We start from the raw sequence: 21308 nt of genomic DNA on the forward strand, positions 1-21308 counted from the left end.
CACCCGGAGAACTCACATTCGCCGTTTCCTGCAGAGCTCAGCGCTGGTCCCCCACGAAGCACAATCCGGTGGGCAATACTGGCTGCACCGTCGTGGACACCGCGCCATTGCGGATCTCGCCGATCACGCAGCTCTTGTCCACTTTGACCGAACCTTGGACGGCTTCGACTTCGAGTCCGGTAGGCGTCTTCGAAATCGACACTTCCACCGCCGACGGCGTCGCCGCCAATCCTTGCAGCGCACTGCGGACCTGGTCTTGGCTGGGTTTCGGACTTTGCCCGGCCAGGGTGCCCAGCGCCGAGGTGACTTGCGCCAACATCAGATCAACTGGACCGGGTGCGGCCGTCGACGTGCCGGAACTGCTCGGCGAGCTGACCGCCGGAGTCTGCGTGTTGCCTGAGCATCCGGCCAGCAGAAGTACGCCGAGGAGGCCGGTTGCGATACCTCCGGCCAACCGGGCACCAGGGGTTTTCTGTAGTCCGCTCACCTTTTCATTCTGCCATGCCGACCGGGTACGGCTTCCGCACTGCGGTTCGCCCCGAGGCGAGTACTGCGAGAACCCCGAACACCGCAGCGACGGCCAAGGCCGCGAACACCGGCCACAGCCCATCGGCGCCGGGTCCCATCGGCCGCAGCGAGTTGACGAAGCCGAACACCACGCCGATGATCGCCAGGGATGCCGCAGCGCCAATCGAATCGGCCATGGAAAGCGCCGAGCCGACCGCACCTTGCGCCCCCTCCGGTGCCTCGGCCAGGGTCAAGGTGCTGAGCCGGGGCAGGCCGAACCCCATACCTGCCCCGCCGAAGAACCAGATGACGATCAAGGCCGACGGCGGCCAAGCCAGAGCCGTGGCGAGCACGGCGGCGAGGATCGCGCCGCAGACCAATCCGGCACCGATCCGAACCGCCAACCCGTGCGGCACCCGGGTGCTGGTGCGGGCTTGGACCTGCGAAGCCAGCCCCCAGGAAAGGGCGCTCACGGTCAAACTCAGCCCGGCCACTGCCGGGCTGAATCGGTAGTGGTCCACCAGTGCCAGAACCAAATAGACTTCGGTGCCCGAAAAGGCTGCGGAGAACATTCCGCGTAGCATGACCATGCTCGGCAGGCCCCGCCTCGCGATCAAGGTCCCGGCCGGGAGCAACGGCCGGACGGTCAGGACCACCCCCAGCAATCCGGCTGCCGCGATCAGCACGGCAAGCCCGCCGGCGAATTCGGCCGCAGCACCCAAAACCAGCATTGCGAGCGCGGCGAGCACTGCCCATACCGCCCGTTTGACCCACGGCGCGGGCGGTGCCGAGGAAACTTGCGGCCCGGAGGACAACGTCTTCTGCGTCTTCAAACCAGGCAGCATCAACATGAGCACCAGGGGCAAAAGCAGGAACACCGCGAGGAAGACCCACCGCCAATGGAACTGTTCGGCGATCATCCCCGCGATGAACGGTCCCACGACTGCCGGCAGAGCCCAAGCTGCTGCGAAAACCGCGAACACGTTCGGCAGCAGCGCGCTCGGGTAGATTCTGGCGACCAGTACGTAGATCACCACGCTCAGCGCGCCGCCGCCGATGCCCTGGACCGCCCGGGCCAAGACCAGCATCGGCATGCTCTGCGCCAGCCCGGCCAAGAGCAGGCCTGCGGCGAAGACCAGCAACGCGGCGAACAACGGATGCCGCGGACCTCGTCGGTCCGCCCATGATCCGGCAAGCACCATCCCGATCATCCCGGCCGCGAAAACCATTCCGAAAGCCAAGCCGTACAAGGCTTCCCCGCCGAGATCCCGGCTCACCGCCGGCATCACCGTGGTCACCGCCAAAGATTCGAACGCGGGGAGCAGGATCAACGAACCCATGCCCAAGGTGGTCAGCAGATATCTCGGTGCCCAGATCGACGTCTGGTCGGCGTCCACTGCCTTTGCGGCCGCTTCGTCAACATTCACCCCACCAACCTAGAACCTCAACTGCGATTGAGGTCAATGGCATAGCCTCGAAGCTCGCAGCTCCGGCGAACTCACTGCTGGCCCGACCGTCGGTCCCGTCCCGGCGCAGCAGGCCGCGGCCGCCCCTGGAATCTGTTGACGTGGCGCTCCCGGAGCCGAATAATCGATGGTCATGAGCGAGGAAGAGCCGAGTTTTCCCGAAAGAAGCCCGGTTGCTGTCGATATCCAGCTTGCCCGTCGGCTCGTCGACGCCCAGTTCCCCGAGTGGGCCGGGTTGCCCCTCCGGGCGGTCGAAATCAACGGTTGGGACAATCGGAGCTTTCGGCTCGGTGCACAGTTGACGGTCCGCTTGCCAAGTGGTCCGTGGTACGCGCTTCAGGTTGCCAAAGAACAACAATGGCTCCCCCGGTTGGCTCCCAAGTTGCCGTTGCCGATTCCTGAGCCGGTGGCCGAAGGAATACCCGGGCAAAGTTACCCTTACCCCTGGTCGGTGTATCGCTGGATCGATGGCCGCGTCGCCCACGAAACCGGAATCTCGGACTTCTCCGAGTTCGCGACCGCCTTGGCTAGATTCCTGAAGGCATTGCATCGAATCGATCCGAGCGGCGGGCCGGCACCGGGAAAGCACAATTGGCATCGGGGCGCGGCCCCTTCCGTTTACGCGGCGGAGACGATCGACGCCATTGACGCGTTGGGCAGCGAAATCCCTGGTGACGCGGTCAGAAGAATCTGGGATCACGCGGTCGAGTCGCGGTGGCAGGGCGATCCGGTCTGGTTCCATGGCGACGTGGCCACCGGCAATCTGCTGACCCGCGATGGCAGCCTGTCAGCGGTCATCGATTTCGGCAGTTCCGGTGTCGGCGACCCTGCCTGCGACTTGGTCATCGCCTGGACATTCTTCGACCGAGCGGCCCGTGATGCGTTCCGTGCGGCGCTCGGCGTCGACCAGGCAACTTGGTCCCGCGGACGCGGATGGGCACTGTGGAAAGCTTTGATCAGCTTGGTGGACGCGCTGGAACACAATCCTGGCGCAGCCGCCGGACCGCGACGCGATCTCCGCCGGCTGCTCGACGACTTCGGAGCGTCCGACTGAGTCCCAGTTTTTCTGCCCCGGCTTCTTCGCTGCCCGCCGTAGCGGACGATCAGAGCGGATGATGAAGCGGTCGGGGCTTCAGAAGACGCCCAGTCGCCCAGCCCAGGACAGAAAGCTCTGCCAGCGCAGTCTGGCCAGTTTGGTCTCAATACGGCGCATGCACCGGCGATTCGACATCCTCGGCACCATCCTCTGCCTGCTCCGGCTCCGAATCCCGGTCATCCCGATCCACGGGTTCGCCGCTATCCTCCGCTTGGGACAGCAGAGTTCCGGATGGCGGATCAGCAGCCGCGCCGCCGCTTGAATCCCCCGGCTGCCCCGATGGTCCAGAAGATTCAGAGGGTTCAGAGGATTCAGCCGAAATCTGACTTGTCTGCACCGCACGGCGGAACTTTGCGGTGCCCCACACCAAGTCATGGCCGACCGCATCCGCATCGATTTCCGGCGCGATGCCACGCCGTCCGTCGTCCTTTCTCCACTGCCGCAACTTCAGTTTTCCGGTCACAATGACCCGCTCGCCTTTGCTGATGCTGGCTGAAGCGTTCTGCGCGAGCGCGCGGAACATCGATACCGAATACCAGTTCGTCGCCGCATCGATCCACTGGTTCCGGCCTCGGTCGAACCGCCGTTCGGTGGAACCCAATCGAAAATTCGCCACCGGAAGCCCGGATTCAGTCAGCGTCATCTTGACTTCGCTGGCTACGAAGCCCCGGACTGTCACAACATCGCTCATGGTGTTTGCCCCTTCCGCCCATCATTTGATTCGCCCGCCCATCTGGAGCGGTGTGCCAAGTCTGGCGGCAGACGCGGGCGGCAACCAGTCCCAGGTTCCGGGAAGTGGGGAAACTCCGGCTTTCTATCCCCTGTGGAGGATAAGTCGAGTCTTTCTCGCTGGATTCGGTACAGTAGTCACGGTGCTTTCGCCCGGTGAAATCACCCAGCCCCGGTAGCTCAGCGGATAGAGCAGGAGCCTTCTAATCTCTTGGTCGCGGGTTCGATTCCCGCCTGGGGCACAGCGCTTCGCGCCTGGCTTGCCGAAGCCGGTAGATCGGCAGGCCAGGCGTTCCCGGTCTTGCCGCAGTTTCTAGCATCCCTAGGAGTATCCATGGGGCCATGGGGCCTACCGCTGTCGATCATCGCCCTGCTGATCTTGGTCAGTTGCGTCGTGCGATTCTCCCGCAACTTGTCCTACCGGATGGTGGGCATCATGACCGGCCTCCTCCTGATCGCCATCTGCCTGCTGGTGAATACCGACGGCGTCTATCAGGGTTTCGATCAGCTAATGGGCGGGGCCAATCATGCCTATTTGCTGGTGCAGCTGACCTTCCTCTTCGGTTTGTTCTTCGTGAAGAACGCCTTTCTGCCCGATCCCGAAAAGCTCGCGGCCGGCTCCCGATTCCCGGTTGCCGCCGTCGAACTCGGCATCGCCGTGGTTTTCGGAACAGCGGTCACGGTACTCTTCTTCCTTTCCGATCTTCCGGTGACCGACTTCCGGGTGGAGTCCTACCGGCTGCAGCCGGCGGTCATCGGTTTCACGCAGTTGATCAACATCTACATCGGCGTGAGCAGCTACCAATTGGCGGCCCGGACGTTGCGGTTGAGCCGCGGGCTCAGTGGCGCCCGCCGCGTCTGGTACTCCGTCATGTCGTTCGGATTCCTGATTGCCTGCATCGCGGTCATCGAACGTCTGGTCGCAGCGCTTAGCTCGCTGTCCACCGGTCAGCTGCCGGCACCCGTCTACCAGACCGTAGACGGGATCTTCGTGCTCCTGGCGCTGCTGCTGTGCACCACTGCGGCACTCGGTCTGGCCCTGGCGCACCGAAGCCGGCGCCGAACCGGGCAGAGCGCAGAACGCGACGAACTGTTCTAACCGGGATGCCCTTCCGCACCGGGCGGAGAACCGGCCGAAAAGCGCTTCCTTCTTGGCGCTCCGGCTAGCACAATGAACACATGCCTTTTCCGAAACCATGGCTCAGTCCTGAGCTCGTTTCTGCCGGCCGCGCGCCAATGCACGCGCTGGAGCACCCGGAGCAGTTGCTGCTCGACGGCCTCTGGGACTTCGAATTGCTGGACTCCCCCGAGGCCGAACCGACCGGACAGTGGCGCCAGATCCGAGTCCCCGGGGCCTGGACCATGCAGGGCACCGCCGACCTGCCGCAGTACACCAATATCCAGATGCCATTTCCGCAGAGTCCACCAGAAGTTCCGGCGAGGAACCCCACCGGACGCTACCGGAAAAACTTCACCGTGCCGGAAGCCTGGCGCGGACAACGCCTCGTGCTGCATGTCGGAGCCGCGGAAAGCGTGCTCCTGGTCAGCGTGAACGGGCAGCAGATCGGCTTCAGCAAGGACAGCCATTTGGCTGCCGAGTTCGAGCTCGACGGGCTGCTGAACGACGGCGAGAACGAGCTCCTGCTCACCGTAGTGAAGTTTTCGGACGCCAGCTTCATCGAAGACCAAGACCAGTGGTGGCATGGCGGGTTGACCCGGAGCGTTTACCTCTACCGGACGCCGCCCAATTATCTGCAAGACGTGGCCGCGGTCGCCGACTTCGACCCGCTGACCGGCGACGGCACTTTGGAGCTGACCGTCACGGTAGCCGGCACCGACGCCCAGCTGCCGGACGGCTACCGGGTTCGCGCGACTTTGGCAAACCAGGCACCGGTCGAAGCAGAGCTGCCGTCGCAGCAGCGGAAGGGCTTTGTCCTGGATCCGGAAACCGTCCCGGACGCAGCCCTCGGCGACCTGGACTTGCCCGCTGCCGTCTACTTGTCGGCAGCCGGCATCGAGTTGGATGATCGAGTCGAGGAATTGGTCCAGGGCTACCACCGGGCGACCTGGCGGAAACCCGGCGAAGTCCAGCTCCGGATCCAGCCCGGCCAGGTACAACCCTGGTCCGCCGAGCTGCCGCAGCTCTACCGGCTACTGGTACAGCTGATCGATCCCGAAGGCCAGCTCACCGATGAAACCTGGATCGACGTCGGCTTCCGCCGGGTAGCGGTCGATGGCCGGGATTTGCTGGTCAACGGGCAGCGGGTCTGGATTCAGGGCGTCAACCGGCACGACTTCGACCCGCATACCGGTCGGACCCTGGACCGGGAACAGCTGCACCAGCAATTGGCCCAACTCAAGCGTTTCAACATCAATGCCATCCGCACCTCGCATTATCCGAATGATCCGGTGTTCCTCGAGTTGGCCGACCGCTTCGGTTTTTACGTCATCGATGAAGCCAATATCGAATCCCATGACTGGGCCAGAAGCATCTGCGACAACCCGCGGTACCTGGGCGCCTTCGTCGACCGGGTCTCCCGGATGATCTTGCGGGACAAGAACCACCCCAGCGTGATCATCTGGTCCCTCGGCAATGAAAGCGGCAGCGGAGCCAATCACGACGCCGCCGCAGGCTGGGCGCGCGGCTACGACCCGCACCGTCCCTTGCACTACGAGGGCGCGATCAATGCGGACTGGCATTCCGGCCACCGGCAGACGGACATCGTGGCTCCGATGTATCCGCCGATCCAAGCCATCGTCGCCTATGCGCAGCATCCGGCGGCCGATCGCCCGCTGATCATGTGCGAGTACCAGCACGCGATGGGCAACTCGAATGGTTCGCTCGACGATTATTGGCGGGCGATCCGCTCGACGCCGGGGCTGCAGGGCGGTTTCATCTGGGAATTGTGGGACCACGGCCTCGATTCGGAGGCCACGGGGCAATACCGTTATGGCGGAGATTTCGGCGACACGCCGAACGACGGCAACTTCTGCATCGACGGTCTGCTGTTCCCCGACGGCACACCGCACCCCGCGATGCACGAAGTACGCCGGATCTTCAGCCCAGTCGAGTTCGAATCAACCGCCAACGATCTGCGCCGTGGAATCCTGCGTCTGCGCAATATGCAGCACTTCGCCGACCTCACCGGGTTGGCATTCAGCGCATGCCTGGTGCGGGTGGACGGCGAAGGCGATCCCCTCGCCCTGGCCGCGGCAGCCGGCCCGGGCGGGATTGCCGACGTCGTGCTACCCGATTCCTGGACCGAAGCCTTCGGTTCAGCGCAGACGATCGGTCTGCGGCTGACCGTCTGCACCGCCGGGGATCTGCTCTGGGCCACTGCCGGGACGGAACTCGCGCAACTCCAGCTCACCGTCCGCGAACCAGCCTCCGTGGTCGCCTCCGGCGGGCCGGGCCAAGCGCTCGAGCTGGATGCCGAGGGCCTGCTGCGCCATCCTTTGCTCAGCTCCGCACCGGTGTTGAATTTCTGGCGGGCCCCGACCGACAATGACCGGCTGCGCTTCGGCGGCGAGGCCTTCGGCGGCAGCGGCCTCGACGCGGTGCAACGCGATCTGGAACAAGTCCGGTGGTCGGCCGACCGTTCGGCAGCCGTCGTCTCCAGCAGCTACCGGACCAGCACCGGATTCACGATTCGGCATCGGCAAGAAATCCGGAGCCTGCTCGACGGCGGAGTGGCAATTGAGGAAACCGTCGAGATCCCGGCCGGACTCGAGGACCTCCCCCGGGTCGGAATCATGCTGGCGCTGGTGCCGGGCTTCGAATACGTCGAATGGCTCGGCGAAGGACCGCATGAGTCGTACCCGGACCGCCGGGCTGCGGCGATGCCTGGCCGTTGGCGCTCCAGCGTGGCCGGACTCCAGGTGCCCTACCTTCGACCGCAGGAGAACGGTGGCCGCGGCCGGGTCCATGAACTCGATCTGAGCGCTGGCGAAACTTCGCTCCAGTTGCGCTTCGACCGTGGCATGCAGTTTTCCGCGGCGCATTTCCGGACCGAGGATTTGGTGCAGACCCGGCACAGCTGGGAGCTGGCTGCCCGGCCCGAAACCTTCGTGTACCTCGACGTCGTGCACCGCGGCCTGGGAACCGCATCGGTCGGGCCCGATGTCTTGCCGGAATACCGGATACCCTCCGGAACCTACAGCTGGGCTTGGTCGATCAGGTGAGCGGGCTGCTGCCCCGAGAATTGTCGGAAGTCCGCGCGGTCCTGGCCGGCCTTCCCGGGCTGCCAAGAACACCCCGGAAAAGGCCGGACTGTTCGTGACCCTTTGGCAACGTTCCGCGGATGGTCCGATCCGGCCGTTCGACGCGGATGACGACGCCGAGCTATTTCTGATCCGGGCACGGACCGGCGGCCCGCGGGGGCATTTCTTGTTCCGCAAGGAAGTGCTCATCGAGCGCGGCATCGTTTCGCAGTCCGGAATCGGCGGCAAACGCGGATTCCGGGTCTACCTGCCCTGGTGCTCCGGCTTGAATGCCCAGGCCCGCAGAACCCAGCTCTGGCAATCAGCGTGCTTCCTCTTCGATGGCGCCAGCCCCGCCCAGATCGAAGGTCATTATGCCTGCTGACCGAGCAATGATCACGGCGATCCGGCAAGAGCTGGCGCAGCTCGCCGATCCCGAACGGGCGGCCGGCATGGCCGCCTATATGAAGTCCAGCATGCCCTACCGCGGGGTACCGCTGCCTGCGGTCCGGAAAGTCGTGGCCGCCGCAGCCAAGGCGTTTCCGCCAGCCGACGCCGAAGACCTCCGGGACGCCGCGACCGAGCTTTGGCGCTCCGCCGAGTTCCGTGAAGAGCGCTATGCGGCCGCAGCATTGTGCAGCAGCAAACTGGCCCGCGGCGATCTCCGCTTCTTGCCGTTCTATTGCGAGATCGTCAGCTCCGGAGCTTGGTGGGACCACGTCGACGACGTGGCGCACCGGATAGCCGAACTCTTGGCGTCGCACCCGGACTCGATGAAACCGCAGATCATCCGCTGGAGCAAGGATCCGGACTTTTGGTTCCGCCGGCTCGCGATCATCAGCCAGCTCCAAGCCAAAGCCAAAACCGACCCAGATTTGCTCAGTGCCACCATCGGAGCCAATCTGGCCGATCCGGAGTTCTTCATCCGCAAAGCCATCGGCTGGGCTCTGCGGGACTATGCGAAGACGAATCCGAGCTGGGTGAAGGCCTTCGTCACCGAGCACATCGCGGAGTTGAGTCCGTTGTCGCGTCGCGAGGCGCTCAAACACTTGGCCTAGCGGCGGTTAGGATGAACACGATCATTTCACCGGATCCTCGGGCCGGTGATCGTGAGCCGAGCAGAAAGCACCGCCTTGTCGACAGCCCCCTCCAGCACCCTCGCCAGCAGATTCCACCGGCCGCGCAGCCTCTGGTTGAGCTTCGCGGTGCTGCACCTGCTGATCCTCGGCTTGCTCATGCCGCTGATCCTATCCGGCCAGGTGCTCAGTGATATCAGCTTCTACCGGCAATGGGCCTTCGACGGAATCGACCATGGCCTGTGGCGCGGCATATCCGTCGAATGGGTCTATCCGGTTGGTGCCCTGCTGCCGATCGTTCTGGCTGCCGGCTTCGGTGGTTTCCTGTACCAACTCGGCTGGTTCGTACTCTTCACGATCCTGAACTTCATCGGCATCTGGTTCCTCACCCGGCCCAGATCGGAACCGGGCTACTACGCCGCCTACTGGTGGATGGGCGCCACGGCCATCCTCGGTACCGTTGCGGTCGGCCGAATCGACGGGATGACCGCTCCCATGGTGGTCGTCGGCCTGCTTCTGCTCACCGCCCGTCCCTACCTCGCCGCGGCGATCCTCAGCCTGGCCACCTGGATCAAGGTCTGGCCGGCCGCGGTGCTGTTCGCGATCGTGGTGGCGAGCAGACAACGGCTCAAGGTGATCTTGTCCGGCCTGCTGGTCACTGCCGTCGTCGTCGCGGTCGTCTTGGCCGGCGGCGGAGCCAGATTCCTGCTCGGCTTCCTCAATGCCCAAGGCGGACGGGGCATGCAGCTCGAGGCACCCTTCACCACACCGGGCCTTTGGCAGGCGATCTTCCAGCAGAACGGCGCCTACGTTTTCGAAGACACCGTGATCAACACCCGGGAAGTCCGGGGCGGCATGAGTGAAGCCGTTGGCTCAGTGATGAATCCGTTGCTGGCCATCGCCGCGATAGTGATCGTGGTGTTGCTGCTCTGGGCCCTGCGCCGGGGTGCGGACGTCCAGAATCTGATCATCGCCGGCTCGCTGGCCCTGGTCGCTTCGTTCATCGTTTTCAACAAGGTCGGCTCGCCGCAGTTCCAGCTCTGGCTTGCCGCCATCGTCGCGGTCGGGCTGTTCTACGCCAAGGAACAATGGCGCTTCCCCGGCTATCTGATGCTCGCGATCGCAGTTTTGACCACACTGGTTTATCCGATTTTCTATGTTCAACTCTACGAATTGAACCCGTGGATCGCAGTCGTCCTTTCGCTGCGCAACCTGGCCGTCGTGGTACTGCTCGGCTGGGCGATCCGTGAAGTGGTCCGGCTGGCCCGTGGCTCCGGTGCCGCGCAGCGTGCGCAGCCGCCGCTGGGCTGATTTCCGAAAGCACGCGGCCAGATTCGGGAGGAACGCAGAACATGGCAATCAGCTTGACCACACCTGATGTCGACGACCTTGCCGGGGTGGTCGAGGTACTGCGCGGCTGGCAAGCCGAGGGCCTACCGATGCAGCTGCATCCGGGCGATCTGGGCTGGTTCATGCGGTTCGGCGTGGCGGCGACCGCGGCGGCCACCCGGCTCTGGCAGCAAGACGGCAAGATCCAGGGCATTGGATTGCTCGACGGCGCCGCCCTGGTCCGGTTGACTCTGGCTCCGGATGCCTGGTCGGACCAGTCTCTGGCGCAGAAGATGGCCGACGATCTCACCGACCCGGGACAAGGGCTGCTGCCGACCGGCGAAGGCTCCGTGGAAGCGCCGGCCGAAGCACCGCTGTTGGCCCGATTGTCAGCGGCAGGCTGGCACCCGGCCGAGCCATGGTCTCCGCTGCGGCGCGGGCTCGCCGAGCCGGTTCCGGAACCCGGGATCCGGGTCGAGACCGTCGGACCGGAGAACGCACACCGCTACGCCGACGTCCTACGCGCGGCCTTCGATAAATCCAGTTTCACGGATTCGCGCTGGCACGCCATGGCGGCAGAACCCGCCTACCGGAATGCCCGCTCGTTGCTCGGCTACGATGGCCGGGGAAATCCGGTGGCCGTGGCCACCGTATGGTCCGCAGGACCGGGCAAGCCGGGCCTGTTGGAACCGATGGGTGTTTCCGCGGAATTTCGCGGCCAGGGTCATGGCAGGGCAATTACGCTAGCCGCCGCAGCCGCACTCCGGGAACTCGGCGCCTCGAGCGCGCTGGTTTGCACACCCAGTTCCAACTCCGGCGGGGTTGCGACCTATGCCGCCGCGGGCTTCCAGGAACTCCCGCAGCGATCGGATTGGACCCGCGGTCCGCGCCAGGGACCCTAAATGACGTCCCGGATCTGCTGATCCTGCAAGAAGAGCTTCCGGGTCTTGCGATCCACCAGCACGATGTACAGGGCGAACCCCAGCCCGATCAACGCTGCCGCGATCCGGGCATTGTCCAAACTCAACCAGGCGTCACGCTGCTGCAGATAGGGGTAGACGTTCAGTTGGTCCGAAATCGCGTAGATCATGAAGAAGGACAGGATGAAGTACAGCGATTTCACCTGCCAATCGTTCCGGATCCCGGTCACCGCGAAGAGTGGAATCAGCCAGACGACGTACCAGGACTGGATCATCGGAGCGAGCAGCACCACAGCGGCAAAAGCCAGCGCCATTCTTCGGATGATCCGTTCATAGGTGCCGCGGAACATCAGCCACGCCACCAAACCGATCGCCACGACCTTGGCCACGTTCCAGATTCCGTGCGCAATCCCCCAGCCGTCCCAGCCGAAAGCTCCGGCCACGGTGGCCACGGTGAGCCCGATGGCACCCACCGGGGCGTACCAGATCCACACGCTGCCCGGGGCGGAAAGGCCGTTGATCCAGCCGAAGCCGAACCCGTTGATCCAGCCCATCAAAGCCATCAATCCCAAGGAAAGCGCGGCAGTCAAGCCCCAGAAGATGAACTTCCTCGACCAGCCGGCCTTTTTGCCCGCCCACAGCAATCCGGCGAACGGTAGCAGAATCACGGTGATCGGCTTCACGGCAATCGACAGCGTGATCAAAACCACGCCGAGGAAGCCGCGTTTGGTGGCGCAGTAGTACAGGCCTGCGACCGCCAAACCGATCATCAACGCATCGTTGTGCACGGCGGCGATGAAGTTGACCAGCAACAACGGATTGGCCACGCTGAGCCAGAGTGCCCGATGCGGATTGACGCCGTGCAGGACCGCGAGCCGGGGCACATAGATCATGCAGAGCACGATGCCGAACACCGAGGTCAATCGGAACAGGAAAACCGACAGCTCTGGGCTCCCGGCACTGATCTCGACTACGGCTTGCTCAATCCAGAGGAAAACCGGGCCGTAGGGCGTCGGCGCCTCTGCCCAGAGCTTGTCGGCCCCCAATCCGAACCAGTTCGACACCGAGGAGATCCCGTTCAAATACGGATCCACTCCGGCCTGCACCAGTCGGCCCTGGGCGATGTAGGCATACACGTCGCGGCTGAACAGCGGGATCGCGAACATCATCGGCAGGCCCCAGAGCACGATCGCCTGTTTGACGATCCGGCCCGACGCCGGCGGCCACCCTTTGGCGCGCTGGCCCAGTCTGAGCCAGGCCCGGACCAACAGCATCCCGCCGATCGCCAGGCTGCTGATCGACAACGCGGCACCGATCGGCTCCACCCGCATCCAGGTGAAAACCGGGTTCCGCCAAAGCACCGAGGAAGTGCCCACCCAACCGATGCCGACCGATCCGAACAAGAGGAGCAAGGAGCCGATCAACCCCGCGATCAGCGGAACCCAGGCATCATGGAGCCCATGGTCGGAGCCGGATTCCTCGGATTTTCCGGCCAGGCCGGATCCGGTCATCGGCGCATTGAGTTCTGCGCCGCGGCTATCCGGGCTCGGTCGCGATGCAGTCTCCGGGCGCTCCCCTACACCGGCGGTCGACTCAGGCGTTGTCATAGGGCAGATTCCGATCTTGCTTTTCCCGGGCCGCAGCAGTCAGCGATGCCGGCGGCGATGAAGCTTCGTCTATTTTAGACCGGATGGCGGCAACTCGCTCGCCGCAACACCGGAGGCGAGCGCACTGCAGCCGAAAGACCTCGGCGGAACGGGCCCGGCAGAGTACATTAGTCCAGTGTCTATTTCTTCTGAACGTATTGTCTGGATCGACTGTGAGATGACCGGCCTGGATTTGGCCGTCGACGCCCTCATCGAAGTCGCGGTCCTGGTCACCGATTCCGATCTGAACGTGCTCGGCGAGGGAGTCGACGTCGTGATCAAACCGGCGGACGCCGCATTGGCCCAAATGAACGACTTCGTGCGCGACATGCATACCGCTTCGAAACTTTTGGCTGAGCTGCCGCACGGCACCACTATGGAATCCGCCGAGGCCGAGGTCCTCGAATACATCAAGAAGTTCGTGCCGGAACCGGGCAAGGCGCAGCTCGGCGGAAACTCGGTAGGCACCGACCGGATGTTCCTGGCCCGCGACATGCCCGCTGTGGTGGAGCACCTGCACTACCGGGTGGTCGACGTTTCCACAATCAAGGAACTCGCCCGCCGCTGGTATCCGCGGGCTTACTTCCAATCCCCCGCCAAGCACGGCGGGCACCGGGCATTGGGCGACATCGTGGATTCGATCAACGAACTGCGTTATTACCGCGAGGCGGTTTTCGTGCCTGCTCCGGGCCCGGATACCGCCACCGCACAACGAATTTCCAAAAAAATCGGCGCGCCGGAGGCCGATGAGGTCGCGAGCACCCCTTCGGACCCTGTAGAGTAGTTACCGCTGCAAAACGCACTTGGTGGGATTAGCTCAGTTGGCAGAGCGCCTGGTTGTGGTCCAGGAGGTCGCGGGTTCAACCCCCGTATCTCACCCCAAGTAATGCGGATGAGGGCTGTATCGGAAGATTCCGGAACAGCCCTCATTCGTGTATTACGGTAGTTTCAGATCTTCGCCCGAGGGTCGGCGGCAGCGCTGAATTCGTTGCGACGATCCCGGGCGCAGTCTCCCGGGCGACCCAGTTCGAAAGGCCAGAACGCAATGACCGTGCACCCGATCGTCATCAAAGGCGAACCCGTCTTGCACCGCCGCGCCAAAGAGGTCGAGACCTTCGACGATGATTTGCGCACCTTGGTGGCGGATATGCATGAAACCAATCGGGTGGCCAACGGCGCCGGGCTGGCCGCCCCGCAGATCGGCCTCGGCTTGCGGATCTTCGTCTATGCCATGGAGAACGACGACGGCGTTCCGGCACAGGGCGTTCTGGTCAACCCGAGCCTGGTCTTGGGCAAGGTCTCCGGAAACGCTCCGGATCCGGACGATGAAGCTGAAGGCTGCCTTTCCGTTCCCGGTGAACATTTTCCGCTCAAACGCGCTGAATGGGTGCGGGTCAGCGGCTTCGACGAGTTCGGCCAAGCCCTCGAATTCGAGGCAACGGGCTGGTTCGCCCGTTGCATGCAGCATGAATACGACCATCTGGACGGCAAGCTGTACGTTGACCGCCTGGTGGACCGGTATCAGCGCAAGGCCCGGCGGGTCGCCAAAGACCACGGCTGGGGCGTCCCGGGGCTCAGCTGGATGCCCGGCGTGGACCCCGACCCGTTCGGCCATTGATGGACACCGCGGAGCTGCTCGATTGGGCGGACATCCAGGCCTCCGATCGTGCGGAGACCGGTTCGTTGCTGGCGGCCGAGCCCGGTCCGCAAGTTCAAGCCGCACTGCGCGTACTGCGCCGGCGTTGGATGGAGATCGGCGCGCCGCCGCCAGCTCCCGGGATCGATGAACTCGCCTGGTTGCATGCCCTGCTGCGATTCATCCCGGAGCAGCTCGAAGGTTACCGGGGCCGCGGGGTTCCGGAGGCTGTGGCCCGGGCTACGCTCGCCGACATCGGGCGGCACGTGGCGATTTCCCGGACCACAAATGGGCATTTCGGACTGGAGACCTGGAAGTGGCTCACCGAACAGGCCAGCGGAACCTTGTTCCAGCTCGGGCGGTTGCATTTCCACCTGATTCCCGGACCGGCAGGCATCCCAGGTTTGCGCGCCGGGGAAAAGGTCCTCGGGATGCACATCCCCGAGACCGGCCCGCTCCGGCCCGGGTTGGTTCAGGAATCCTTGGCACGTGCGGTGCAGTTCTTCGGCGAGTGCTTCCCGGAACACCCGGTCCGGTTCGGGCATTGCCATTCATGGCTGTTGGACCCGTATCTGGCCCGGCAGCTGCCGTCCGATTCGAATATCGTCGCTTTCGCCAACCGCTTCACCCGGTTCGGCGAATTGTTCGACGCTCCCGGTGACGCGGTCTACTTCACCTTCCGGACCCGGGACATGACGAAACTGGCCGGACTCCCCCGGGAATCCCGGCTGCAACAAGTAGTCCTCGAACGGATTGGCGCGGGCGGCTCCTGGCAAGCCGCCCAGGGTTACCTCGACTTGCCCGGAGTCAGTTCTCCCTGATCACCCGCTGGAGGTCCTCGGAACAGATCTCCCGCAAGTGCTCGAACTGCCGGTACCGCTCCCGGCTGATGGCACCGGACTTCACGTCCGACTCGGCTTGTTTCAATTGCCGATCGGCCTCGTCCAGATTGCGTTGGGCGAGTTCCACTGGGTTCACGATTTCATTCATGGCATCACGATGGCACTTTCTCCGGCACAAATCCAGCATGGTTGAGCTGTTTCACTCGACGGAGGTGGTACCGGTTGTCGCTAGGGATCCGCCCCAAACAGGACTACTGCTGAGCCCCCAGCCAAGCAGCGTAACTCCCTTCGAGTTCGACTACACGATGGCCCGCACGACGCAGCGTGCTGGCCGCAACCGAGTTGCGCACACCGCCTTGGCAAAAGGACACAATCGTTCCCGCCCGGGGAAGTTGGTCTTGATGCCAGAGCACTTTGCCTGCGCTCAGCTGACGCGCACCAGGAATCGTCCCCGCCTGGTACTCGGAAAGATTCCGGACGTCCAGGAGCAAGGCATAGTCGAGGGCGTCCAGTTCAGCTGGATCTATTGTCTCCGGAAGACACGGCGGGAGTCCTGCCAGCGAGGTGACATAGCCCCGGACGCCATCGATGCCGACCCGCACCAGGTGGTTTCGCAGGTACTTGGCCGCTTCCCGGTTTTCTGCGAGCAACACCAGCTCACTGACCTCTGATTCCGGATCGTATGCCCAAGCGGAATAGCTGGCTGGCTTGCCGGTCGCAGGAATATTCAGCGAACCGCATACCGTGCCTTGGTGGACCTCTGCCGGGTCCCGTGAATCGATGAAAATCAGAGCACCGGTGCGCAGACCCCGCTCGACCGAATCAGCATCGAGTTCGGTGAGCTCGGGGCGCGGCCCCAAGACCTGTGGCCCGTTCCGATTCTGCCGTTTCATGCGTCCGAAGTAGGCCGGCGCATCGGCCTGCCCGGCCAGCAACTCGATGACGAACTGCGACTCGTCGTCGGCGTCGAGGTGACGGCCCCACCAGGAAAACCGCCGCTCGTATCCAACGGTCGTCGAAGGTACCGAGCCGAGCGCCCGCCCGCAGGCACTGCCGGAACCGTGGGCCGGGTAAATTTGCACGTAATCCGGCAAAGTCAGCAACTTTTCCCGCAGGCTGCAGAACAATTGTCGTGCACCTTCGTATCTGGTATCTGTTCCTCCCGCCGCCTCGTCGAGCAAATCCGGCCGTCCTAGATCTCCGACTAGCACGAAGTCTCCAGAAAACAGGTAACCCGGCTGATTCGAGACTGCCCTGTCGGTCAACAAAAAGGACAGGTGCTCCGGTGTGTGGCCCGGGGTGTGCAGCGCGGTCAAGCCCAGATTCCCGATGGTAATGATGTCCCCGTCGTAAAGGCGCTTGCCGTCGAAGGCATATTGCCAGTCCTCGCCGCCTTCGCCCGAGAGATAGACTTCCGCCTCGGTGGCCGCCGCTAATTCCCGCGTACCGGAAAGGTAGTCGGCGTGGATATGAGTCTCCACCACCGCGGTTATCCGCAGATTGTTCCGGCTGGCTAATCGCTGATACTCCGCAATGTCGCGCCGAGGATCGATGACGATCGCCTCACCAGCCTGTTGGCAACCGACGAAATAGCTGGCTTGCGACAGATCTTCGTCGTACAAACGCTCCAGTAGCATAGGTCTCCTTGGACTCTGTGTCGCGAAACCTAAGTTGCACGACCTGTTTTCGGGATCTAAGAGGTGGCAGTTGTGAGGATCAGGCCTTACCTTTGAGGATCAGATTCCAATACAAAGCTGGAAGGCCATGACGTTTCAGGAACCACATATCCCGGCGTTCGCGAGTCGTGTCGATCAGCGGGAAGCTGGGCGTGTGCTCATGGCGATAATCGAACTCCGCCAGCAGCACGGTACGCCGTGAGGTGGTTAACGGACATGAGGAATATCCCTGGTAACGCGCTTCAGGCTTGGACTGATGCATGACAGCCAGAAGATTTGCCACCACTACAGGCGCCTGTTTGCGCACCGCAGCCCCGGTTTTGGAATTGGGACTAGACCCGACATCGCCCAGCGCGAAGATCTTGGGATAGCGGACGTGCTGAAGCGTGTTCGGATCGACTTCAATGTATCCCCAAGGGTTCTCCGGCGAAGGCAAAAGGCTTTGCTTGATCCAATCCGGAGCAGACTGCGGCGGTACAACATGGAGCATATCGTACGAGATCTCTTCGCTGGTCTCGGTGGAATTGTCCCGGATGACTACCATCGACCGATCTGGCTTGATCCCGGTTGCCTCGCTATTGTGCCGTACTTCGATCCCATAGCGCTGAGCTACCTTCATCAGCTCTCGGGAAAACACCTCGACGCCAAACATCCTGTCGCTAGGCAACACCAACAGCAACCGGATGTCCCCTAAAACGCCTTGTTTCCGCCAATAGTCGGCAGCCAGGTAGGCGATTTTTTGTGGTGCCCCGCCACACTTAATCGGACCCGACGGCATGGTGAAAACCGCAGTTCCCTTCCGCATTCCTTTGATGAGACGCCACGTCTTGGGTGCCAAGTCGAACCGGTAGTTGCTCGAGGCTGAGGGGGATCTCATGGCTTCCTGCATGCCCGGGACCCGATCCCAATCCAACTGCAATCCGGGACAGACCACCAAGTAGTCATATCCCACTATGTCCCCGCCGGCGAGCGACACTAGTTGCGCAAGGGGATCCACTGCAACAGCAGCGTCCTTGATCCATGACACGCCCCGGGGCATCACCTTGGCCTCCGGGCGCACCGCTTGGTCGGCCGGCGCACACCCGCCACCGATCAGGGTAAAAAGCGGCTGATAATAATGATCCTCACTCGGCTCAATCACGGCGACACCCGGTTGCCCGCTATTGCGCAACCGTGCGGCAACACTGATGCCGGCGTTTCCGCCGCCGATAACGACAATCCGATAGTGCACATCCATTGTTACCCCTTGGTCCTTCGTTATCGAGTCCTCGTTGCGCTTCACCCGGCAAATACAGGGACTCCGTCGCATCGATGTACGCATCTTCCATAATGTACGTACATTTCTGGATTTGTAAACCTAGCGAGGCTCTTTCAGCTCGGGCATCTCATGGATAAGGCGTTGTGATCGCGAACCGGTCGCCGCGGATCAGTGTCTCCCGCCATTCCAACGGGCGGCCGTCGACCCGACCCATTCGCTCGATGTAGAACGCGGCATCGCCGACTTCGCAGGAAAGCTCGTCGGCCCGTTCCGCGGATAGCAGGACTGCGCGCAAGGTTTCCTCGCCATCAGTCAGAACCAAATTGCAATGGCGGCGCAAAACGTCATAGAGCGCGGCGTTCTTCAAATCGACAGCGAGTACCTCACGAGCATCGGGCGCCAACCATAGACGATCGAGTGCTATCGGCTCCTCATCGGCGAATCGCAAACGGGAAAGGTGCACCAAGTCGGCGTCGGGCTCCAGCTCCAGCCGCTCGGCCACAGCGGAATTCTTACAAATTCGCGAGGCCAGAATCTCACTACGTTGTGACATTCCATTGGCCTGGACAGCTGCGAACAAGCTGTACATGGGGCCATAACGATGCTCGCTCGAAACATGGACCACTTTGGACGGTTTGCCCGGAGCAGCCTCAATTAAGCCGCTCCTCCGCAACGGATCAAGCGCCGCACGGATCGTCGAACGGCTGACCCCGTAATGTCTGGCGAGTTCGATCTCGCCCGGAAAATCCTCCGGAAAATCCCCCCTCCGGATTCGCCGCCGAAGATCCTCCTGAACCGCAGACCAAAGCGTCGGGCGCCCGCCATCCCCACGCGGTCTCAGTTGAACGGCAAACTCCTGGTCTGTTGCAGCGCACATGAAGCCATTCTGCTACATTGCACTTCGCTGGGCGTCGCAGCTGCCGCCGACCGCTTCTGCTAGCCACCAGAGCTTAGGCGCTACCGGAGGATCGTCCAAGCAGGCTTTCCGGGAGCCTGAAGCTCAGAGGCCCGAAGCCAGGCTCGGCTCCATCATGCAGCCGCCGAGGACTGCTGCCATAGCCTGCTTCTCCGCCTCGGTGACCCACAAGGCATAAGCCGCTTTGACCGAAACCTGACGTGCCACATAACCGCAGTGGTAACCCTGGTTCGGCGGCAGCCAGCCAGCCGCATCGGCGTCGGACTTTTTGACGTTCGCCGGGCCATCGACCGCAATCAGGTTGAGCGGATCGTTGGCGAAAGCCAGGCGCTGTCCCGGTTGCAGCGACTGTGCGCCCTTCTGCCAAGCGTCCGAAAGCGCCACCACATGGTCAATTTGCACCGCCCCGGAGGTTTCCGGGCCTCTGCGGAAGTCGATCTGCCGACCGGTGTACGGATCCGATAGGCTGCCTGCTGCCACTAGGCAGCCGGATCCGGGCTGCACGGTGATTCCACGCAGATCCCGGTGCAGCACGTCGTTGCGGGTATCGCAACCATTGCCGTCTACGTCGCTCCAGGCAGAACCGAATTTCTCCCTGCCGTATCCGGTCCTGGCCACGGGGGCTTTGACTTCGAGCGATTCCAGCAAAGCCGCCGCCGTGGTCTGGCGGAATCGTTTGACCGGACCGGGAGTATTGGCGTCGGCGGGTTCGGCGACTATGTCGGCGCCGAGTGCGATTCGCCATTGCTGCGAGCGGTTCAGCAGTGCCGCAGCATTGAATCCGGCACCGAGGAGGAAGGCCATGACCAGCACCGCGCCCGGCCATACCCGGAATGCCCTGCCTATTTTATGCCTGCCCATTTTCGGGATCATGCAGCGAATCTAGACTCCGGCACCCACGAAGTTGCGCCAAGCCGTCGAATCCGACGCTGAATGTGGACAACTCGCCTGAATCTCCAGCCGTACGCCCCCGGGCCAGAACCTAGACTGGCCCAATGGCCCATCCAGCAGTGCGGATCGAACAGGCAGTCGCCGCCTACGGCTATGACGCCGTAGTCGATTCGATGCTGAACTTGCTCGACGGCGAGCTGCCCGGGCTCGGCCTGGCTGTCTTCGGCGGCTCGCAAGGGAAGGGCTGGAAACCGTACTGGTTGCCAGTTTGGGGTGCCCGGTGCGGACTGTACCTCTGGCGTGAGGACTGCGCTGAGCCGATCATCGGCAACCTCCGGCACGAACATTGGCGGGTTCGTGAGATGTGCGCCAAGGTCTGTCGCTACCGGCAGATCGGCGTCACGGAACTCCCGGAGCTGCTGGCAGATCCAGTCCCACGGGTCCGGATGGCCGCTGCCCGGGCACTGGGCGAAGTCGGCGAAGCCGAACACGCGGAAGGCCTGCATGCCATGCTGTCCAGTCCGGAGCCGGCTCAACGAGAAGCCGCCAAGCGCGCGTTGTCGGATCTGGAGGCCCGCCTGGATCGGCGTTTCGACTGAGCCAGGCCGGTTCTGAGGCGGTGGCCCGTCTGGAAAGACCGGGCCGATCGGGAAAATCGGATGGGGCAGCCTGTACGCCGGGTTCTGTTCCGCCGGACCGTTGCCGGTCCGGCGGCGACGATCATCCATCTACGGACGCCGTTGCCGACGCCCTCTAGCGGCCTACCCGGACACTCGGGCGAGCAGCCCTCGAACGTGCCCTGTCTGGCCTTGCTCCAAGTGGGGTTTACCTTGCCTTTCCAGTCACCTGGAAAGCGGTGGTCTCTTACACCGCCGTTTCACCCTTACCTCTGCAAGCAGAGGCGGTCTGTTTTCTGTGGCACTGGCCTGCGGGTTGCCCCGAGTGGGCGTTACCCACCACCTTGCTCTACGGAGCCCGGACGTTCCTCGGGTTGTTCGCACAACACGCGATCGTCCAGCTGCCCCATCCGACCCTCAAGTATAGCGGGTTGCGCCACTCCTGGAATCTCAGTCAGCCCCGGACCGGTTTGGTGCTGCGGAAAATTCCCAGCCGCCTGCGC

20 protein-coding genes, 2 tRNA genes and 1 other RNA gene are annotated in these 21308 nt (G+C 63.3%); 13 read left to right on the forward strand and 10 right to left on the reverse strand.

What is annotated here, in order from left to right; translation table 11 throughout:
- Positions 1-37: 37 nt before the first annotated feature.
- Together JOE69_RS02000 and JOE69_RS02005 are read right to left on the reverse strand one after the other, a co-directional pair.
- Positions 38-487 (reverse strand): DUF6993 domain-containing protein, encoded by a 450-nt coding sequence (locus JOE69_RS02000; protein ID WP_309795640.1) that lies wholly within the window; start codon positions 485-487, stop codon positions 38-40.
- Positions 488-491: 4 nt separating this feature from the next.
- On the reverse strand, positions 492-1934 hold the full coding sequence (locus tag JOE69_RS02005; RefSeq protein ID WP_309795641.1) for an MFS transporter: 1443 nt from the start codon (positions 1932-1934) through the stop codon (positions 492-494).
- A 172-nt stretch (positions 1935-2106) separates the two neighbouring features.
- On the opposite strand from JOE69_RS02005, the gene JOE69_RS02010 reads away from it, so the two are divergent.
- Positions 2107-3027: an aminoglycoside phosphotransferase family protein gene (locus JOE69_RS02010; protein WP_309795643.1), complete on the forward strand. Its 921-nt coding sequence runs from the start codon at positions 2107-2109 to the stop codon at positions 3025-3027.
- A 145-nt stretch (positions 3028-3172) separates the two neighbouring features.
- On the opposite strand, the gene JOE69_RS02015 is transcribed toward JOE69_RS02010, so the two are convergent.
- Positions 3173-3760 carry a single-stranded DNA-binding protein gene (locus JOE69_RS02015; RefSeq protein WP_309795644.1) on the reverse strand — a complete coding sequence of 196 codons (588 nt, stop codon included), beginning with the start codon at positions 3758-3760 and terminating at the stop codon, positions 3173-3175.
- 207 nt (positions 3761-3967) lie between these two features.
- On the opposite strand from JOE69_RS02015, the gene JOE69_RS02020 reads away from it, so the two are divergent.
- The 7 genes from JOE69_RS02020 to JOE69_RS02050 all read left to right on the forward strand — a co-directional run bounded on the left by JOE69_RS02020 (position 3968) and on the right by JOE69_RS02050 (position 11305).
- Positions 3968-4040, forward strand: a tRNA-Arg gene (locus tag JOE69_RS02020).
- 92 nt (positions 4041-4132) lie between these two features.
- Positions 4133-4897, forward strand: a complete 765-nt coding sequence (locus tag JOE69_RS02025) for a hypothetical protein (protein ID WP_309795646.1) — start codon at positions 4133-4135, stop codon at positions 4895-4897.
- A gap of 80 nt (positions 4898-4977) precedes the next feature.
- Positions 4978-7980: a glycoside hydrolase family 2 TIM barrel-domain containing protein gene (locus JOE69_RS02030; RefSeq protein ID WP_309795648.1), complete on the forward strand. Its 3003-nt coding sequence runs from the start codon at positions 4978-4980 to the stop codon at positions 7978-7980.
- The gene (locus JOE69_RS02035; RefSeq protein WP_309795650.1) at positions 7919-8383 is read left to right on the forward strand and encodes a MepB family protein; all 465 of its coding nucleotides are present in this window, start codon (positions 7919-7921) and stop codon (positions 8381-8383) included. Before JOE69_RS02030 ends, JOE69_RS02035 begins: the two co-directional genes overlap by 62 nt.
- Complete coding sequence (locus JOE69_RS02040; RefSeq protein ID WP_309795652.1) at positions 8373-9056, forward strand: DNA alkylation repair protein; 684 nt, start codon at positions 8373-8375, stop codon at positions 9054-9056. Before JOE69_RS02035 ends, JOE69_RS02040 begins: the two co-directional genes overlap by 11 nt.
- Before the next feature lie 51 nt (positions 9057-9107).
- Positions 9108-10385 carry a glycosyltransferase 87 family protein gene (locus JOE69_RS02045; RefSeq protein ID WP_309795654.1) on the forward strand — a complete coding sequence of 426 codons (1278 nt, stop codon included), beginning with the start codon at positions 9108-9110 and terminating at the stop codon, positions 10383-10385.
- A gap of 41 nt (positions 10386-10426) precedes the next feature.
- Positions 10427-11305: a GNAT family N-acetyltransferase gene (locus JOE69_RS02050; RefSeq protein WP_309795656.1), complete on the forward strand. Its 879-nt coding sequence runs from the start codon at positions 10427-10429 to the stop codon at positions 11303-11305.
- Here JOE69_RS02050 and mptB read toward each other — a convergent pair.
- Positions 11302-12834, reverse strand: a complete 1533-nt coding sequence (mptB, locus tag JOE69_RS02055; RefSeq protein ID WP_309795658.1) for a polyprenol phosphomannose-dependent alpha 1,6 mannosyltransferase MptB — start codon at positions 12832-12834, stop codon at positions 11302-11304. The genes JOE69_RS02050 and mptB overlap by 4 nt on opposite strands.
- A gap of 271 nt (positions 12835-13105) precedes the next feature.
- On the opposite strand from mptB, the gene orn reads away from it, so the two are divergent.
- From orn to JOE69_RS02075, 4 genes are all read left to right on the forward strand, one after another.
- Positions 13106-13753 carry an oligoribonuclease gene (orn, locus tag JOE69_RS02060; protein WP_309795660.1) on the forward strand — a complete coding sequence of 216 codons (648 nt, stop codon included), beginning with the start codon at positions 13106-13108 and terminating at the stop codon, positions 13751-13753.
- A gap of 22 nt (positions 13754-13775) precedes the next feature.
- Positions 13776-13851, forward strand: a tRNA-His gene (locus tag JOE69_RS02065).
- A 163-nt stretch (positions 13852-14014) separates the two neighbouring features.
- On the forward strand, positions 14015-14587 hold the full coding sequence (gene def, locus JOE69_RS02070) for a peptide deformylase (protein ID WP_296363366.1): 573 nt from the start codon (positions 14015-14017) through the stop codon (positions 14585-14587).
- A complete protein-coding gene (locus JOE69_RS02075; protein ID WP_309795662.1) occupies positions 14587-15426 on the forward strand; it encodes an acyltransferase domain-containing protein in 840 nt (279 codons plus the stop codon). The genes def and JOE69_RS02075 overlap by 1 nt, the downstream gene beginning before the upstream one ends.
- On the opposite strand, the gene JOE69_RS02080 is transcribed toward JOE69_RS02075, so the two are convergent.
- From JOE69_RS02080 to JOE69_RS02100, 5 genes are all read right to left on the reverse strand, one after another.
- Entirely contained in the window at positions 15413-15595 is a 183-nt protein-coding gene (locus JOE69_RS02080) for a hypothetical protein (RefSeq protein WP_309795665.1), read from the reverse strand. The two genes, JOE69_RS02075 and JOE69_RS02080, sit on opposite strands and share 14 nt — an antisense overlap.
- Before the next feature lie 103 nt (positions 15596-15698).
- Entirely contained in the window at positions 15699-17084 is a 1386-nt protein-coding gene (locus tag JOE69_RS02085) for an MBL fold metallo-hydrolase (RefSeq protein WP_309795667.1), read from the reverse strand.
- A 79-nt stretch (positions 17085-17163) separates the two neighbouring features.
- The gene (locus tag JOE69_RS02090) at positions 17164-18360 is read right to left on the reverse strand and encodes an NAD(P)/FAD-dependent oxidoreductase (protein ID WP_309795669.1); all 1197 of its coding nucleotides are present in this window, start codon (positions 18358-18360) and stop codon (positions 17164-17166) included.
- A 148-nt stretch (positions 18361-18508) separates the two neighbouring features.
- Positions 18509-19258, reverse strand: coding sequence for a GntR family transcriptional regulator (locus JOE69_RS02095; protein ID WP_309795672.1), 750 nt, complete (start codon positions 19256-19258; stop codon positions 18509-18511).
- A gap of 123 nt (positions 19259-19381) precedes the next feature.
- Positions 19382-20170: an HNH endonuclease family protein gene (locus tag JOE69_RS02100; RefSeq protein ID WP_309795674.1), complete on the reverse strand. Its 789-nt coding sequence runs from the start codon at positions 20168-20170 to the stop codon at positions 19382-19384.
- A 122-nt stretch (positions 20171-20292) separates the two neighbouring features.
- On the opposite strand from JOE69_RS02100, the gene JOE69_RS02105 reads away from it, so the two are divergent.
- The gene (locus JOE69_RS02105; protein WP_309795676.1) at positions 20293-20787 is read left to right on the forward strand and encodes a HEAT repeat domain-containing protein; all 495 of its coding nucleotides are present in this window, start codon (positions 20293-20295) and stop codon (positions 20785-20787) included.
- Positions 20788-20844: 57 nt separating this feature from the next.
- On the opposite strand, the gene rnpB is transcribed toward JOE69_RS02105, so the two are convergent.
- Positions 20845-21214, reverse strand: an RNA gene (gene rnpB / locus JOE69_RS02110) — RNase P RNA component class A.
- Between the last annotated feature and the right edge of the window lie 94 nt (positions 21215-21308).

Source organism: Arthrobacter russicus, assembly GCF_031454135.1.
Taxonomy (GTDB): domain Bacteria; phylum Actinomycetota; class Actinomycetes; order Actinomycetales; family Micrococcaceae; genus Renibacterium; species Renibacterium russicum.

Bases quoted from the DNA above. Each gene is read 5' to 3' on its own strand.
- JOE69_RS02010 (WP_309795643.1), top strand. From the start codon at position 2,107: ATGAGCGAGGAAGAGCCGAGTTTTCCCGAAAGAAGCCCGGTTGCTGTC.
- JOE69_RS02015 (WP_309795644.1), bottom strand. From the start codon at position 3,760: ATGAGCGATGTTGTGACAGTCCGGGGCTTCGTAGCCAGCGAAGTCAAG.
- JOE69_RS02025 (WP_309795646.1), top strand. From the start codon at position 4,133: ATGGGGCCATGGGGCCTACCGCTGTCGATCATCGCCCTGCTGATCTTG.
- JOE69_RS02030 (WP_309795648.1), top strand. From the start codon at position 4,978: ATGCCTTTTCCGAAACCATGGCTCAGTCCTGAGCTCGTTTCTGCCGGC.
- JOE69_RS02035 (WP_309795650.1), top strand. From the start codon at position 7,919: ATGTCTTGCCGGAATACCGGATACCCTCCGGAACCTACAGCTGGGCTT.
- JOE69_RS02040 (WP_309795652.1), top strand. From the start codon at position 8,373: ATGCCTGCTGACCGAGCAATGATCACGGCGATCCGGCAAGAGCTGGCG.
- JOE69_RS02050 (WP_309795656.1), top strand. From the start codon at position 10,427: ATGGCAATCAGCTTGACCACACCTGATGTCGACGACCTTGCCGGGGTG.
- mptB (WP_309795658.1), bottom strand. From the start codon at position 12,834: ATGACCGGATCCGGCCTGGCCGGAAAATCCGAGGAATCCGGCTCCGAC.
- def (WP_296363366.1), top strand. From the start codon at position 14,015: ATGACCGTGCACCCGATCGTCATCAAAGGCGAACCCGTCTTGCACCGC.
- JOE69_RS02075 (WP_309795662.1), top strand. From the start codon at position 14,587: ATGGACACCGCGGAGCTGCTCGATTGGGCGGACATCCAGGCCTCCGAT.
- JOE69_RS02080 (WP_309795665.1), bottom strand. From the start codon at position 15,595: ATGAATGAAATCGTGAACCCAGTGGAACTCGCCCAACGCAATCTGGAC.
- JOE69_RS02085 (WP_309795667.1), bottom strand. From the start codon at position 17,084: ATGCTACTGGAGCGTTTGTACGACGAAGATCTGTCGCAAGCCAGCTAT.
- JOE69_RS02090 (WP_309795669.1), bottom strand. From the start codon at position 18,360: ATGGATGTGCACTATCGGATTGTCGTTATCGGCGGCGGAAACGCCGGC.
- JOE69_RS02095 (WP_309795672.1), bottom strand. From the start codon at position 19,258: ATGTGCGCTGCAACAGACCAGGAGTTTGCCGTTCAACTGAGACCGCGT.
- JOE69_RS02100 (WP_309795674.1), bottom strand. From the start codon at position 20,170: ATGATCCCGAAAATGGGCAGGCATAAAATAGGCAGGGCATTCCGGGTA.
- JOE69_RS02105 (WP_309795676.1), top strand. From the start codon at position 20,293: ATGGCCCATCCAGCAGTGCGGATCGAACAGGCAGTCGCCGCCTACGGC.